This is a genomic window from Enterococcus bulliens (assembly GCF_053761865.1).
This window is the reverse complement of sequence record NZ_JBSMXK010000008.1, coordinates 69,080-85,192: the sequence shown is the minus strand read 5'-3', so window position 1 is coordinate 85,192 and position 16,113 is coordinate 69,080. Positions and strand designations below refer to the sequence as shown.

Sequence of the window (16,113 nt, the reverse complement as noted above, 5' to 3'; positions counted from 1 at the left end):
TTTCATCATACCAAATTTTTTTAAAAGAAGCGATTGGTGTGTTCGTTGTATTTTTCTTGCGTTTCATTTCTTGTTATACTGGTTAAAAAAGGAGGAATATTATGCCTGATGAGTTACAAAAGCACCTTGATAGCGGACGCTACGGTTCTCCAAAGCTCCATCCAGATGAGCAACGTGCATATTTAGGTACTTTTCGTGAACGGTGCTATCTGAAAATGACAATCCCTCAAATGAAAGACTCCACGTGGAGCACGATCTTTTTTGATCATGTCACGGACTATAAAGAAGCGAGTTGTTTGATAAATGATCAAGTTCCTCAAAGTGTCCAAGCACTTTATATCAAACAATTAACGGACAAAAGTATTCCTTTTCGAATTGTTTCTTATGAAGGAGCCCTTAATGAAGATACAGTTGGTCTATTAGTGGTCACTGATCATGCGGTTGATGAACCGATTATCGCGATTGATCAAAAATATGAACCAAAATCGACGACTCCCATTCCTAAAAAGCAATCGTTTTGGAAAAAATGGTTTTAAAAAAATAAAGAGCGCTCTAAAGAAAAGCCGCACCATGGTCAAAATCGATGAAACGATTTTGACCATGGTGCGGCTTTTTTTTTTTAAAAGAGTTACTTTGAATACACTGTTTACTTTATCCAATAGAACATTATCAACCACAGACTAAATAAAAAACTGTCGCCTAAAATCACTTTGATCTGTACTTTTCCTAAATAACATAAAAAGTACAGATCAAGTAAAAAATAGCCAAATACCAGAAAAATGAGAGTTGAAATGGTGGCTTAAACCAAATCAAGAGGATTCAACTTGTGACCAATAGCCCTAAATAAAAAACGTAATATGCTTGCTGCGATGGTTTAAGATAGTATTTATTGATCCACATCATAAGCCCTCCTTTTTTATGTACTTATTTTTTACGATAGCGTATCGTTTGATACACAAAATATAGACTACCTAATAAGAATGAACTCAATATCCATGATATACATGCAGTCAGAAGCATTGTGAATACAATCAGTCCGCTTTTCTTTGTATGGGTAAAGCTAAACGTCACCTCGCCATTTAAAAATAGTAAGGCATACCCTACCATCAAACTGATCACAATCGTCACAAGAGCAAAAGCTTTCAATCCTAAATCGAATCCTCTAGCAAATAATTGAAAATGTCGTTAATTTATCTTAAAAATCTGCCTTTTATAATTATTATACGCTTATATTGTGAAACTTAAAACTAGTAGTGAGATTCTCTAGAAAAAAAATCCCACTAGCACGGACTAGTGGGAACGGGAGAAAGAAATGAACATGTTTGGTTTGTTTGGGTATGACCTCACTTTATACCGATAAGCTTAAATCCAGCTTAATGACCTCTTTCATCATTTACAAGTTCTTCTAATAAATAGTACAATTCGCGCAGTGAAATGACTTCTATCGAGTCTAGATCGTAATGTAATGCACGAGTTAATTTCTTTTTAGGAGAACTCGTAACAGAGTAGATTTTTTTATCTAATGACAATGCAATTCCTAATTCAAAAAAAGTAGTTGAATCAATATTTCCTGATAAATACACTAGACTACTCTTTTTGATTGCTTCAATTGTTTCTTGCGTAGTCGGTAGCATTCCTGTTGTGACGACATCGAGGCCCTGAATCGCAAACTCCATATTTCCTTCATCTGCAATTAAATCTTCAATACTTGTAGTTATTGGATTCGTGGAAATATGATAAATAAGGCATTCATCCATCTCAATTTCCTCCTTTAGCGCCATAACATCAGACTTTTTCTGGAAACAATAAATGCAAGACATCCATCGTCAAACGACGACCTGTACCTGAAAATGGATACGTATGCATATGCATGGCTGGATTGAAGTTTCCTTCAATGATTCCATACGCATTGTTTGCTGTAGCAGACACTTCTTTATCTGGAATGATCAAATCGATTCCACATACGACTGCACCTAATGCTGCAACTGCATCGATAGCGACTTGTTTGTAATCATCTGAAAATGTATCGGTAACATCGATCGAGTCGCCCCCGGTACTGATGTTTGAATTTTCTCTTAAATAGACGATCGTATCTTTTTCTGGGATACTATCGATCGTATACCCTTGTTCTTTTAACATCAATTGTTCTAAAGAACCAAGTTGAATCAATTCCAAAGGCGCACGATGGTGCGTGCCACGCAATGGATCTTGATTTTTTTCTGCTACAAGTTCTGTAATCGTACGCTTACCATCTCCGACTACATTCGCGGGTATGCGCAGTAAAATGGCTTTGACCTGACCATCGATCACAAAGAAACGATATTCTGTACCCGATAAAAATTCTTCGATCAGAATCGATGCATCTTCAGCAAAAGCAATATCTAATGCTGCTGCAAAATCTTCACGAGTAGCCCCTTCTTTAAAAATCGAGATCCCCAACCCATAATTTGTCGATTTAGGTTTTACGACAAAACCTTGGTGTTGATAGCGGGCAAAGTCTGCCAAAGCACGTTCTTTAGTCTCGTATTCGCCACCTGTTGGCACACGAAAACCAGCTTGTGCTAACACTTTTTTTGTGACAGTTTTATTTTCCATCAATAGCGGTACGATATACGAATCTTTTGCAGTCATATTGGCATTTTTGACCCACTCGCGATGTTCGCCTACTGATAACTGTAAGAATTGATCTTGCTCATCTAAAACAGCGACATTGATTCCTTTTTGAATCGCATCAAATAAAAGAATTTGGGTCGACAGTTCCATATCGCGAAAACCGGCTAATTGATAAGGTTTAGCCCAAGCCAGTACAGCATATTCATCTGCTAAAGCAGTCGCAGCTTTGGCTTGTGTACTTTGTTTTGCTTCTTGATACCAACGAGCAGCTAATGTTTGAGTATGATCTTGTTGAACCATTTTCAACCAGTCAGCTAGCTCTGTCGAGATCGGTAGCTTGGCTTGCTCGATAAATACTAAAAATTCAGCAATCAATGCATCGATTTCCTTTTGATAAGCAGATTCACGCAACGGATGTTCTAACGCAATGGCATTATTTTTGAGATCACCTCGTTTTAAGAGGACACTTTCATCTGTTTCTTCTTTGGCTAACATAAACAATAAAAATAAATGTAAACATTCGACTTGTTCTTTCGAGATCCCATACTGAGCATACGGATTCAAGTCGATATTCCGCAGTTCGATATAACGAATACCTGAAGTCGCAAGATCCGCGACTTTTTTACCACCTCGTAAACGAACAGAGGCATAAAATTCTTTTTCCTCAGATAATTTACCTTCTTCAACCATTTGTGTCAAATCAGCTAGATACGATTCGATCGAATCATAACGAACTTTGACATCCTCTTTATTTTTATATCCAAAAGAACTATTACGCAAAGAACGAACGGGCTCTTTAGGACCAACTGCTCCGACGAAAAAGTTTTTTTCACTCATCGGTGAAGCTCCAAACAAATACGTGATCAAAAAGCGATATGCTAAATAATTACGTGTCACTTTTAAGTAAGCATTTGTTTTAAATCGTATAAAGTCTGTTTCTTCTGTTTGGATCGCAAACATACGTTGCAGTAGTTCTTCAGATAATTCGATATTAAAATGAATCCCACTGACCATTTGTTTACGACGTCCATACGTTTTGGCTAAATAGCGACGATACAAGACATCTTCAAAGCGATCTAATTTTGCCAGTGTAATGGCTTCGTCTTTTAATGGTAACGCTGGTGGCATACTTAGTGGCCATAATCGTTCATCGTCTTCTAATGAACGATAAGCAACGTCATGAATCGCCGCTAAATAACGAAACAATTCCTCGACAGAATCGGTTACTGGTGTAATAAGTTCCATTTGTGTCTCAGCAAAATCTGTCTGAATATATGGATGTGAAGAGCGGTTCCCTAATGTTTTAGGATAAGCCGTATCAACTAGTTGACCTGTTTTTGTAATTCGTTGACCTTCACGTTCAATTCCAAAATGTGCACTTAGCGCATAAGGTAAGACTGTTTCATCCATCAATAATGTTTGGTAATCCATGGTTCCCCCGATCTAGAAAGACTAGCTTTCTATCCCTATTCTTCTTTTAATAAACCTTTGAATAGACCGATCACAAAGTCATTTGGATCAAATGGCTCTAAGTCATCGATTTTTTCACCTAATCCTACCAGTTTTACTGGCAAATGTAACTCATTTCGAATCGCTAAGACGATTCCACCTTTAGCTGTACCATCTAGTTTTGTCAAAACTAAACCTGTAACATCAGTCGTTTCTTTGAATTGCTTTGCTTGGACCATCGCATTTTGCCCCGTGGTAGCATCTAAGACAAGCAATACTTCATGTGGTGCATCGGGTTCTTCACGCTGAATGATGCGTTTGATTTTCTCTAACTCATTCATCAAATTGACTTTATTTTGTAGCCGTCCTGCGGTATCGATCAACAGTACGTCAGCTTGTTCAGCTTTTGCACGACGCATTGCATCGAATACGACCGCAGCTGGATCACCATTGGCTTCTCCGCGTACGACTTCAACACCTGCCCGTTCGCCCCATACGACCAACTGATCGATCGCTCCAGCACGAAATGTATCGGCAGCGGCTAATAAGACTTTTTTACCTTCTTGTTTGTATTGATGCGCTAATTTCCCAATACTGGTCGTCTTTCCTACACCATTGACGCCGACGAATAGCATCACGGTCAAGCCTTCTGGTTTTAGGTTCAACGTGTTGATCTCATCGACTCCTTCTGCTTCATAAAGATCGACTAATTTTTCAATAATCGCATTTTGGACTTCAGCCGGTTTTTTCGCATTGCGTAATTTCACTTCTTCACGTAATGCTTCTGAGATTTTGATTGCCGTATCAAAACCAACATCTGCTCCAATTAGCGTTTCTTCTAACTCTTCAAAAAAGTCTTCATCAACCGTTCTAAAATTGGCAAACAATTCATTCATACGTTCCCCAAAAGTTTTACGGGTCTTTTCTAGACCTTTATCATATTTTTCTTGGACTTGTTCTTGTTCGACGCTAACTTCTTCTGATTTTTCTTCACCAGTAAAGGCGCGTTTGATTTTATCAAAAAATCCCATAGACTCACTTCCCTTAGCTTAATTTAGTACAAATTTTTCGATAGCTAATGCTACCCCGTCTTCTTCGTTTGTTTTCGTAATAAAATCAGCTGCTTCTTTGACAGGCAAAACTGCATTTTCCATCGCTACTCCGATTTTAGCATAAGAGACCATCGACAGATCGTTTTCTTCATCTCCGATTGCCATAATTTCAGTTTGTTCAATTCCTAAGTCAGCTGCTAGACGAGCGATCCCAACAGCTTTTGTTACGCCTTTTGGCATAAATTCTAACAGATTATTACGTGTTTTGATGACTTCAAATTTTTCTTTGATAGCATCAGGGATCTTCGTGATCCATTGATCTAAAACCTCTTGGTCATATGCCGTAACTGCTTTATTAAACAGCGTATACTCGGCTAATTCTGCTTCTGTTGCTTCTTTATAAGTCAATAACGGATTAAGCGATGGATAGATCGTTTGATACGTCGATGAAGTCCGAATGCATAACACGATTTCATCTGATAAAATATCCAGTGGCATATCGAGTTCTTTTGCTAGTGCGATCAATTCATCCACATCTGCTTTCGTCAAAGTGACTTTTTCTACGATTGTTCCTGTATCATTTTTTTGAACTAATCCACCATTAAAGGTGATACTGTAATCTCCTGCTTCACGCAAGTTCAACGAATCCAAGTAAGGACGGATCGCCATCAATGGACGACCCGTGCATAACACGATTTTGACTCCTTGTGCCTTCGCTTGAGTAAGCACGTCATGATTGCGGACGGAAACTGTTTTTTTATCGGTCAATAATGTACCATCTAGATCGATTGCGACTAATTTAATCATTTTACTGCTCCTTTTACTTCGATTTGGCCATCGTCTTTTACCTGATCTAATTTTACAGATAAGACTTTAGAGACCCCTGATTCTTCCATAGTAACACCATATAAAGCATCTGCAGCTTCCATTGTTCCTTTGCGATGTGTGACCACAATAAATTGTGCGTGGTTTTGATTTGATTTCAAATAACGACCAAAACGCGACACATTTGCTTCGTCTAAGGCAGCTTCGACTTCATCTAAGATACAAAACGGTACTGGACGAACTTGAATGATCGCAAATAATAATGCGATCGCTGTCAACGAACGTTCCCCACCGGATAGTAAACTTAGACTTTGTAATTTTTTCCCTGGTGGTTGCGCTTCGATCTCGATTCCTGTGTGTAATAAATCATCTGGTTGTGTTAAAACAAGTTCTGCTCGCCCACCACCGAATATGTTAGGAAATACTTGACTAAACTGACGTTTGATCGCATTAAACGTCTCTGAAAAACGTTGTTTCACTTCTTCATCCATTTCAGACATCGTTTCTTCTAATTGTTCTTTTGCTTGGGTAAGATCATCTTTTTGGCTCGTTAAAAATTCATAACGTTCATTCACTTGTTCATACTGCTCAATCGCTTGCAAGTTCACAACCCCTAAAGAGGTGATTTGTTGCTTCAAACGACTGATTTGATTTTTTTGCTCCTCATCAGGTGTGACAAATGGATACAATGCCTTTGCTTGTTCAACTGTTAAATGGTAGTTCTCATCCAAATAACTGATTTGTTGTGCAATTTTGGTTTGAACACGGTCTTCTTGTAACGCATATTGATTGTGTAGTGCTAATCCTTCTTTTTGTTGACGATAAATCAATGCTAATGCATCGTCTTCTTTACGGATTTGCTCATGACAAGCATATCGTTTTTCACGGATCATTTGTAATTGTTCTTCTAGATCCAGTTTTTTTGTTTGTGTCGTTGCAATCAATTCACTTAACGACTCTACTGTTTCTTCTTGATGTTCATCTGATGAAGCCAATGCTGCCAATTGACGCTCTAATGTCGCTTGTTTTTGTTCAACTTGCATCAGTGAGGTATTGGTTTGTGTAAAGCGTTCTTTCAAATGTGTGACTTTTTCTTTTGCCACAGCTTCTTTAGCTTGCAACTGGCTGATTTCATCGCGTAGTACTTGTCGGCGCTTTTCGATACCATCTTCTTCTTTAGTCAATGTATCCATCTCTTGTTGGATTTTCGTCAGCCGTTCGGTGATTTGTGCTTGTTCGCTAGTCAATTGCTGGTGTTGCTCTGTATAATCGGTAACAAATCGTTGCCATTCGCGTAGTTCAAATGCATAGATTTGTTGATCTTTTTCTAGACGTTCGATCGTACTTTGTAACACTTGCGCTTTCGAGGCAAAGTCTTGCGTTTGCACTTGATCATCTTGATATTGCATACGTAATACGTCTAAGCGTTCTCTAGTGGTGCTATCTAGTTCTTGCAATTCTTTAACCTGACGTTCGGTCAATTGTAATTGTGCCTCTAAACGTTGTGCCGTTTGGGTCAATTCTTGTAATTGAGCGCCTTGTGTAAACATACTCGATTGGCTATTGCGTTTTGAAGCTCCACCAGTCATCGATCCACCAGCATTCATCACATCACCTTCTAGTGACACGACACGATAGCGAAATTGAAGTGCTCTTGCGATTTGGTTTGCCGCAGCTAGATCTGTCGCTATCAACACCGTCCCCAATAGATTCTCAATGATCGTCTGGACACGTTCTTCGTATTGAACTAACTGACTGGCCACACCTACAAAACCAGTAATTTCTTGCACTTGCGCGAGTACTGATGGTGGTAGGGTACGTGGTTTGATTGCCGTCAACGGTAAAAAAGTCGCACGTCCAGCTTGGCGTTTTTTCAAAAACGTAATCGCGGCTCTGGCGTCCGCTTCATTTTCCATTACGACATGCTGTGATGCTCCACCTAACGCGGTTTCGATCCCTAATGTATAGTCTTCAGGGACCTCGATCAATTCAGCTACTGCTCCTATGATCTGTAAATCTTCCCGATGTTTCAATGCTTCGCGTACACCTTGATAATAACCAGTATAATTTTCTTTGATTTCTTGCAAGCTTTTTTGACGAGCTTTGACTTGTTGAACTTCACGCATTAAGTCATACATTTTCGCTTGTGCTTTTTCAATACGTCCTTTAGTCGTTTCAACTAAACTTTGAAGCTCACTTACTTGTTTCGTGTGTTCAATTTGTTGTGCTTTTTCTTTAGATAAAGAACTTTGGATTGCTTCTAACTCTGCTTTTTGTTGCGCCAGTTGCTCTGAGACTTCCGCTTGTTTTTTTAGTGTTTGCTCATTACGCATGCGTTCTTGTTCGTGTTGACGCTCCAGGTATTTGTGCTCATTGCTTACACTTGCTTGTTGTTGCATCACGTCTACATATTCTGCTCGTAATTCTTCGACTAATTCTTTCGTCGATTTTTCATAATTTTTCATTTCTTTCATCGCTTGAGCGATTTGCTTTTCAACTTGTTGCAATTCACCGTTTTGTAACGACAATTGCGCGATCACATGCGCTTTTTCATCTTCTAAGCGTTCAATCATATCCATGACTTCAACCAGTGACTCTTGATATTCTTGGCTACTTTTTAGCGTATGTTTTGAACGTTCTTTTAATACATCCAACTGTCCTTCTGCTTGTTTCAATCGTTCTACTAACGACAAAAGTGTTTGGTTTTCTGCTTCGATCGTGGTATCAAATTGTTCACGTTGCGCACGCAATTGTTGTAAAAGATGTTCTTTATCCGTAAGATTCGTTTGGATTGTATCAAGTTCTTGTTTTGCTAGTCGCGCTTTTTCAACGATCTGTTGTTGTGTCGCCTCATGTTGGGCTAAACTGCTGATCGTATATGTGACGTCGAGTTGTGTCAACTCTTCTTTTAATTCCACATATTTCGTTGCCGTTTCTTTTTGCTGACGTAACGGACTAAGCTGTTCGTCTAATTCGTAGATGATATCATTTAAACGACTTAGATTTTCTTTAGTCTCAGAAAGTTTTGATTCCGCTTGTTTTTTACGTGACTTGTATTTTAAAACTCCTGCGGCTTCTTCAAAGATACCGCGTCGTTCTTCTGGTTTACTACTAAAAATCGCTTCGACTTTTCCTTGCGAAATAATAGAAAAGGACTCTTTTCCTAAGCCAGAGTCCATAAACAATTCTTGTATGTCTTTTAGGCGGCAAGCTTGTTTATTTAAGAAAAAATCACTCTCGCCAGTTCTACGTAATCTTCTTGTTACACTTACTTCGACAAATTCTACTGGAAGATAATGGTCTTCATTGTCGAGCACTAGCGTGACTTCAGCGATATTTAGCGGTTTGCGTGACTCTGATCCGGCAAAGATGATATCTGGCATCTTGCCACCACGTAAACTTTTAGCCGAAGACTCTCCTAAAACCCAACGAATCGCTTCTGTGATATTACTTTTACCACTTCCATTTGGTCCTACGATCGCTGTTACTTGATTTTCAAATTCGATCGTAGTGCGATTGGCAAAAGATTTGAATCCTGCCACTTCAATACGTTTTAAATACACATGACTTCCCCACTTATTCTTCTAATTCTTCCAATGCATTTTGAGCTGCAGCTTGCTCAGCTCCTTTTTTTGAACGACCTGTTCCTTGACCAATCAATTTGCCATCACAATAGACATCTGTCCAAAATACCCGTTCGTGTGCTGGTCCTTCTTCTTTGATCAAACGGTAATCGATAAACACGTCGCCGCCACGTTGCAATACTTCTTGTAACTTTGTTTTATGATCCATCTCATGTGAAAAAGCACCCGCTTCAACTTTAGGGAAAATTACAGTTTTTAAAAAGCCATGAACTGCTTCTAATCCTTGATCTAAATACAATGCACCTAAAAATGATTCGAATAAATCACATAACAGTGCTGCACGTTGACGTCCACCAGAGTTTTCCTCGCCTTTTCCAAGACGGATAAATTGATCAAAAGCACATTCTCGAGCAAATTCAGCAAGTGAATCTTCTCGTACGATCGAGGCACGTAGCTTTGTTAATTTTCCTTCTGGCATTTCTGGAAATTGACGGTATAAATATTGTGATACCAATAGCTCTAATACCGCATCTCCTAAAAATTCTAAACGTTCGTTGTCGCATAAGTGTAGATTTCGATGCTCATTCACATAAGATGAATGGGTAAACGCTTGGTCTAGTAACCCCATTTCCTCAAAAACAATTTGGTAGTTTTCTTTTATTTTTGTTACTAACTGGTTATCCATGAAATCCATTCCTTTTTTGTTTTTTTACAACTTAAAGTTGTAAGTGACATCTTCTCGTATTATACCAAATGCCGCCCCGACTGTTAACTATTCTTACTGGATTCTTTTAAGGATTACTTAAGCTAGACGATGTATACTTTATTCGTACCTAAACCAATTTTATGTTTACTTTCTTCCTCCCAATATAGAGAGTAAAAAAAGGCTGTGACAGAAGTCCATCACGCCCCCTAAAATAAGCCGAATCATTACCAAAATAGGAGATCCTATTATCGGAATGATTCGGCTTATTTATTCGAGCTGACTTCTTTGACAGTCTCTTTTTTATAATAAAATTTGTCCCGCAATCGGTACGACGACCGTTACGATCACCCCAACAACCACAAGGGCGATACTGGCCATGGATGTTTCCACAGCTCCCATTCCTTGAGCGGCTGAAACGCCCAATGAATGACCGGATGTACCTAGTGCCAACCCTCTAGCAATTGGATCTTTGATTTTAAATAGATCCACTAGTGGTCGAGCTAAAGCGTAGATAATTACACCATTTAGAATACAGGCTAGGGAAGTTAATTCACCCGAACCGCCCATGGCAATCGATGTAGGCATCGCAATCGCGGTCGTTGCTGCTTGCGGTAACATCGATGCTGTAACGACTTTTCCTAATTCAAAGAGATTGGATACTGCATAGATACCATAGATCGCCACAATACTTCCTAATGTGATCCCACCTAAAATCTGCGCCCAATATTTTTTTAGCACGTCGCGTTTTTTATATAAAGGAATCGCAAAACAAATGGTTGCCGGTTCTAAAAAGAAGCTGATGATCTGGCCGCCTTTATTGTATTCTGGAAATGAGATCCCTATTGCCATCAAGGTAAAAATTCCCAAAATCATCGCCACAAATAAGGGAGCAAATAAGAAAAATCCATTGGTTTTTTTGAATAATACTTGACCGATATAAAATGCGCCTAGTGAAAGCAATACGCCAAAAACCGGAGTTTGTTTAAATAATTCGATGATCATACTCATTTATCTCACCTCTTGTGCTTTTTTGATTGCAGCTAATTTGGGGAAAACTGGAACTTTTTTGGCTGCTTTTTTACTTCTAATTCCTAATAAGATCTGCGTCATCCAACCGGTTCCCACTAGTAAAAATAATGTCGAGAAGAAAATCAAGGCCATCGTTAACAAAAAGTGCCCTTTCAATAGATCAAGTGAATTGATCACTGAAATTCCTGCTGGCACGAAAAACAATCCAATATTATCCACCAATGCATTTCCAACTGTTTCGACTTGCTCTAAACGCACGACTTTCGTACATAACGCTACAAATAACAACACTAAGCCGATAACTGAAGATGGCATCGCAAATGGTAAAATTGCTTCAACAAATTTTGAGAGCATCATGACCACCCCAATGACCACACCTTGATAAATTACGGAATATTGTTTCTTCATTTTGTTTTCCTCCTTGATTTCTCTGTTTTTCTTGTCTTTACTATATAAAAAAAACCACTTTAAAAGTGGTTTTTTGCGCTATTTACTGAAATTAAGGTATAACTTACTGGCTACGCTTCCTAAAATGCTACAAGCCGATTGCTTGTTTGAAGGATTTAACGTACGAACGGCTTACTGGCACTTTTTCTTGATTGCTCATCGTCACTTGATAGGTTTGATTAAACCACGGTTGGATCTCGGCGATTTTTGCCGTATTGATGATATAACTGCGGTGGACTTTTAAGAAATTCGGACTTGGTACCTGTTGTTCTAAAGCAGCTAATGTTAAGTTGGTAATAAATTGCCGCTCGACTGTATGGATCGTTGTTTGTTTTCCTTGGACTTCTGCATATAAAATCTCATCAAACGGGACAAGAAAAATCCGTTCATCCGTTTCGATCGTCAAACGAGGATTGACTGGTGTAGTCGTCTGTTTGACTAGCGTTTGTTGGGACTTGGCGACCGCTTTTTTGATCCGCTCTTGTTCAAACGGTTTTAAAATATAGTCTAACGCATTTAATTCGAAAGCTTCCACTGCATGATTATCATACGCTGTAGCAAAGATGATCAATGGCGGATGCGGAACTTGCTGGATTTTTTTGGCTAGATCTAACCCACTCTCATCGGTCAGATGAATATCTAAAAACAAGAGATCGATCGTTTCATGTAATAGTAAAGCAAAGGCTTCTTCAATCGATTCTCCTTCATAGATGTTCTCGACACCTTCAACTTGTTGCAGTAAATAATGTAGCTCCATTCGTGCTAAACGTTCATCATCGATAATTGCGATGTTCATCGACTCACTCCTTTTCTAAAACCGGAATCGTAAAGGAAAAACAACTTCCATTTGGTGTAGATTCAATGACTAAATGTGCCTCTTGTCCAAATAAGCTGACCAAACGGCGATTGATATTTTCTAGTGCCGAACCGGTACCACTTTTCGATTCAACGACTTCTCGTCCAAGACGTGCTTGTTTAACTGGATCAATTCCCTGACCATTATCTTTTACACTAATGGTGACGGTCGTTTCATTTTTTTGTGCGGTCACAAAGACTTGATTGCCCGTTTTACGTCCAATAAACGCATGCTTCAACGCATTTTCCACTAAAATTTGAATAACAAATGGTGGGATCTGGATCGTATGCAAGACGGGATCGATCGCAAAGTGTATCGTATAGCGCTCAGGAAAACGTGCTTGTTCGATTGCTAAATAGGCTTCCACATGGGCTAACTCTTCTGATACCGGGATCAGATTATTTCGGTGTCCATTTAAATTGGCGCGAAAATAATGCCCCAGTTGCAGTAATAAGTGCCGAGCCTGTTCACTATCAAAACGCATCAAAGCCGAAATCGTATTGATCGCATTAAATAAAAAGTGCGGATTTACTTGCGCTTGTAGCGATTTGATCTCGGCATCTTTTAATAGTCGTTGCGCGTTGTCCATTTCGCCCAGTTCAATTTGTGAAGAAAAAATCTCACCTAATCCTTTAGCTAATTGCTCCTCGACATACGTCAACTCACTTGCATCAGTAAAGTACAATTTAAATGTTCCAATGACTTTTGCTTGCACCATCAACGGCACGACGATCGCCGCTTCTAGTGGACAATCGGGATGACTACATCCGATCTCACGTTTCGTGCGGACAACATGGAGTTCTCCAGTTTTGAGTACTTCTTTTGAGAGGTCCGTAATAATCGCTTCTTTAGCGATATGATGATCACTCGCTTTGCCGACATGTGCTAAAATCTCCGTTTGATTGGTCACACTGACCGCTGAAACACGCATAAATTTCTTGATCTGCTCAGCTGTTTGATAGGCTGATTCTGCCGTCAATCCTTGTCGAAAATAGGGTAATGTCGTATTGGCTAATTCCAAAACATCATGGGTTTGGATCGCGCGTGTGCTTTCTTCTTGCTTTAACGTCGACAAAATAATCGACAAGAACAATCCGGTTCCTAAAGCGTTGACGAACATCATCGGCAATGCGATCGTTTGAATCAATAAGATCGCTTGCTCGCGGCTAGGTAAAAATAAGAAAATACAACTCATTTGGATCACTTCCATCAACGCTCCACAAATTGCGCCTTGAACAATACTCGGATAGCTTTGTTTTCTTAAACTAAAGTACCCGAAAAGCCCTGATGCTCCGCCGATGACGATCGACGAAATAAAATAAGTATAGGGTGCTGTTCCTCCTTGCATGAAACGCACGGTTCCTGAGATCAACCCAACAAAAAGACCGACGATAGGACCACCGATCAAGCCAGACATCCCGATCGTAAGCGTCCTTGTGTTGGCGATCGAAGCATGACTCGCTAAATTGACAAAGGCGGATGAATCGATCTGCCTCGCATCCGTCACCAAAACCCCAGTAAAGTTACTAATAATGGCAAATACACTAAACGTTGCAATCAAAATAATTTGTGCAAATCGTTCTTGGCGATGATACATCAATTTTTTATAATACGGGCTATTCATGAGTAGATTGGCTAATAAAATAATCAATCCCACTCGTTCTAATAATGGCAGTACTAACGCAAACATAATTTTCACTCCCTTAGTGTCAGTATAACAAAAAAATAGACTACGCGAGGGCGTAGTCTATTTACTGATCAATTATTTTGCTTCAGTCACACCTAAAGTCGTGAATGTGTTGTAATCTAGATCACGTGTGATATCGTAACCTGTTACACGATCGCTAACTGGTGTTACTCGATAAGAGTAAGTCGTTGGAATTACAAATGCTTCTTCATTTGCATATTCTTGCCAATCTTTGTAGATTTTCGCTGCTTTATCTTCATCTAGAGCATCTTTTGATGACATTTGATCCAATAATTTGGTGTTTTCATCTGATACAAAACGAGTGAAGTTAAATTGTGCATCTTTTCCGTAAAGACCAGCTTGGTTTGGATCAAATCCAGTTGACCAACCTGCTTGATACATATCGATTCCTGGATCATCTGCTTGTAATTTATCATAGAAACTATTTACTTCGATTAAACGTCCAGTTGCTAGTTCAACATTCAAACCAACTTCTTTCCAAGCTTGGATGTAGTATTCAGATAATGACTTCGCAGTCGTTCCGCCATCACGGAAGGCAAAGTTGATTGTTAATTTTTTGCCGTCTTTATCTTCACGTAAGCCGTCGCCATCGACATCTTTATAGCCCGCATCATCTAATAATTTTTTCGCTTTATCGACATCTTGTTTGTAGCCAGCAAGATCTTTGTCATAAAGTGATGCAAAGCCAGGTACGACTAATGAGTTCGCTGCTGTCTGCAAGCCATTGTATAATTTCTCTGCAATTGCTGCGTTGTCGACTGCATAGCCAATTGCTTGACGTAATGATTTATCTGCCATTTTAGCATTAGCATCCATTACGTTTTCACCTTTATCGGCATCCCATTTACCTAGTTTGAATCCAATGTAGTTATAAGCTAGTTCTTGTTGCCCTAATAGCTCATAACCATCTAAATCTTTCCAAGATGTGTATTCTGAGTTTGGCATGCCATCATAGATATCATATTCTTTAGATTTCATTGACGCTACAGCTGAAGAAGTCGGGATACTCTTCATCGTTAATTTAGATAGTTTTGGTTTGTCACCATAGTAGTATTCATTTGGTAAGAATTCTACAGACTCACCTGTTGTAATTTTACTGATGTAGTAAGGTCCAAAAGTAATTGGGTTTTTACGAACTGGGTCAGAGGCTGCCATATCTTTGACTGCGATTCCGTCAAACGCATGTTTTGGCATTGCGTAAGATAATACGCCGCCTCCACCTTGTAAGATAGATGGTGCAAATTCTTTGTATGAGATTACGATTTCTTTGTCATTCACTTTTTTGATTCCTGAAATACTATCTGATTTTCCATCATGATAGTCTTCGATTCCAACGATGTTTTTCATTGTAGAATCATAACGTACACCAGTATAATCTTTATCTGCAATTACTTGATATGGGAAGATCAAATCGTCGGCTGTAACGTCTTTGCCGTCACTCCATTTTAATTTATCATTTAAAGTAATCGTAGCCGTTTTCGCATCTTCATCGAATTTAATTTTCGCTGCGCCACCATCTTTGATCTTTAAATCTTTGTCATAGTAGAACAATGGTTCATTTGCTGGTGCAAAATACGTTGAATCTAAAGACATTTCTGAGAACGCATCTGAGAAGATCCCAGTAAATGCTGTATCGGTTACTTCGGCAATTTCTAAGGTGCCATCTTTCATCGCTTCTTTATCGTTTGAGGTTTTGACTTTGAAATTTGCAGTATCGGTTGCTGTATCGCTAGATCCTTTACTGCTATTGTCTTTACTTCCATTGCCACAAGCAGCTAAAGTTAAGCTTAACCCTGCCACTGTTACTAAACCCAATAATGCTTTTTTCTTCATTCCTTTTCCCC

At 39.1% G+C, this 16,113-nt stretch carries 13 protein-coding genes; 1 reads left to right on the top strand and 12 read right to left on the bottom strand.

Going from position 1 to position 16,113, the window contains the following annotated elements:
- Positions 1-101 precede the first annotated feature (101 nt).
- Complete coding sequence (locus tag ACWOEC_RS05900) at positions 102-536, top strand: YueI family protein (RefSeq protein ID WP_455306649.1); 435 nt, start codon at positions 102-104, stop codon at positions 534-536.
- A 388-nt stretch (positions 537-924) separates the two neighbouring features.
- Here ACWOEC_RS05900 and ACWOEC_RS05895 read toward each other — a convergent pair whose 3' ends face one another.
- From ACWOEC_RS05895 to ACWOEC_RS05840, 12 genes are all read right to left on the bottom strand, one after another.
- Positions 925-1,146, bottom strand: coding sequence for a hypothetical protein (locus ACWOEC_RS05895; RefSeq protein ID WP_455306648.1), 222 nt, complete (start codon positions 1,144-1,146; stop codon positions 925-927).
- A gap of 227 nt (positions 1,147-1,373) precedes the next feature.
- Positions 1,374-1,757, bottom strand: coding sequence for a hypothetical protein (locus tag ACWOEC_RS05890; protein WP_455306647.1), 384 nt, complete (start codon positions 1,755-1,757; stop codon positions 1,374-1,376).
- Positions 1,758-1,785: 28 nt separating this feature from the next.
- The gene (gene gshAB / locus ACWOEC_RS05885; protein ID WP_455306646.1) at positions 1,786-4,044 is read right to left on the bottom strand and encodes a bifunctional glutamate--cysteine ligase GshA/glutathione synthetase GshB; all 2,259 of its coding nucleotides are present in this window, start codon (positions 4,042-4,044) and stop codon (positions 1,786-1,788) included.
- A gap of 35 nt (positions 4,045-4,079) precedes the next feature.
- A complete protein-coding gene (gene ftsY, locus ACWOEC_RS05880; protein WP_455306645.1) occupies positions 4,080-5,093 on the bottom strand; it encodes a signal recognition particle-docking protein FtsY in 1,014 nt (337 codons plus the stop codon).
- Between the two features lie 18 nt (positions 5,094-5,111).
- The gene (locus tag ACWOEC_RS05875) at positions 5,112-5,921 is read right to left on the bottom strand and encodes a Cof-type HAD-IIB family hydrolase (RefSeq protein WP_455306644.1); all 810 of its coding nucleotides are present in this window, start codon (positions 5,919-5,921) and stop codon (positions 5,112-5,114) included.
- Positions 5,918-9,502 carry a chromosome segregation protein SMC gene (gene smc, locus ACWOEC_RS05870; protein ID WP_455306643.1) on the bottom strand — a complete coding sequence of 1,195 codons (3,585 nt, stop codon included), beginning with the start codon at positions 9,500-9,502 and terminating at the stop codon, positions 5,918-5,920. The genes ACWOEC_RS05875 and smc overlap by 4 nt, the downstream gene beginning before the upstream one ends.
- Positions 9,503-9,515: 13 nt before the next feature.
- The gene (rnc, locus tag ACWOEC_RS05865) at positions 9,516-10,208 is read right to left on the bottom strand and encodes a ribonuclease III (protein ID WP_455306642.1); all 693 of its coding nucleotides are present in this window, start codon (positions 10,206-10,208) and stop codon (positions 9,516-9,518) included.
- Positions 10,209-10,529: 321 nt separating this feature from the next.
- Positions 10,530-11,237 carry an antiholin-like protein LrgB gene (lrgB, locus tag ACWOEC_RS05860; protein WP_455306641.1) on the bottom strand — a complete coding sequence of 236 codons (708 nt, stop codon included), beginning with the start codon at positions 11,235-11,237 and terminating at the stop codon, positions 10,530-10,532.
- On the bottom strand, positions 11,238-11,666 hold the full coding sequence (lrgA, locus tag ACWOEC_RS05855) for an antiholin-like murein hydrolase modulator LrgA (RefSeq protein ID WP_455306640.1): 429 nt from the start codon (positions 11,664-11,666) through the stop codon (positions 11,238-11,240).
- Positions 11,667-11,793: 127 nt separating this feature from the next.
- The gene (locus ACWOEC_RS05850) at positions 11,794-12,501 is read right to left on the bottom strand and encodes a LytR/AlgR family response regulator transcription factor (RefSeq protein ID WP_455306639.1); all 708 of its coding nucleotides are present in this window, start codon (positions 12,499-12,501) and stop codon (positions 11,794-11,796) included.
- 4 nt (positions 12,502-12,505) lie between these two features.
- Positions 12,506-14,251: a LytS/YhcK type 5TM receptor domain-containing protein gene (locus ACWOEC_RS05845; RefSeq protein WP_455306638.1), complete on the bottom strand. Its 1,746-nt coding sequence runs from the start codon at positions 14,249-14,251 to the stop codon at positions 12,506-12,508.
- Positions 14,252-14,323: 72 nt separating this feature from the next.
- Positions 14,324-16,102 carry an oligopeptide ABC transporter substrate-binding protein gene (locus ACWOEC_RS05840; protein ID WP_455306637.1) on the bottom strand — a complete coding sequence of 593 codons (1,779 nt, stop codon included), beginning with the start codon at positions 16,100-16,102 and terminating at the stop codon, positions 14,324-14,326.
- Positions 16,103-16,113: the final 11 nt, after the last annotated feature.

Coding starts and splice junctions, on each gene's coding strand:
- ftsY (WP_455306645.1), bottom strand. CDS start 5,093: ATGGGATTTTTTGATAAAATCAAACGCGCCTTTACTGGTGAAGAAAAA.
- ACWOEC_RS05845 (WP_455306638.1), bottom strand. CDS start 14,251: ATGTTTGCGTTAGTACTGCCATTATTAGAACGAGTGGGATTGATTATT.
- ACWOEC_RS05850 (WP_455306639.1), bottom strand. CDS start 12,501: ATGAACATCGCAATTATCGATGATGAACGTTTAGCACGAATGGAGCTA.
- lrgA (WP_455306640.1), bottom strand. CDS start 11,666: ATGAAGAAACAATATTCCGTAATTTATCAAGGTGTGGTCATTGGGGTG.
- ACWOEC_RS05900 (WP_455306649.1), top strand. CDS start 102: ATGCCTGATGAGTTACAAAAGCACCTTGATAGCGGACGCTACGGTTCT.
- rnc (WP_455306642.1), bottom strand. CDS start 10,208: ATGGATAACCAGTTAGTAACAAAAATAAAAGAAAACTACCAAATTGTT.
- ACWOEC_RS05840 (WP_455306637.1), bottom strand. CDS start 16,102: ATGAAGAAAAAAGCATTATTGGGTTTAGTAACAGTGGCAGGGTTAAGC.
- ACWOEC_RS05875 (WP_455306644.1), bottom strand. CDS start 5,921: ATGATTAAATTAGTCGCAATCGATCTAGATGGTACATTATTGACCGAT.
- gshAB (WP_455306646.1), bottom strand. CDS start 4,044: ATGGATTACCAAACATTATTGATGGATGAAACAGTCTTACCTTATGCG.
- lrgB (WP_455306641.1), bottom strand. CDS start 11,237: ATGAGTATGATCATCGAATTATTTAAACAAACTCCGGTTTTTGGCGTA.
- ACWOEC_RS05890 (WP_455306647.1), bottom strand. CDS start 1,757: ATGGATGAATGCCTTATTTATCATATTTCCACGAATCCAATAACTACA.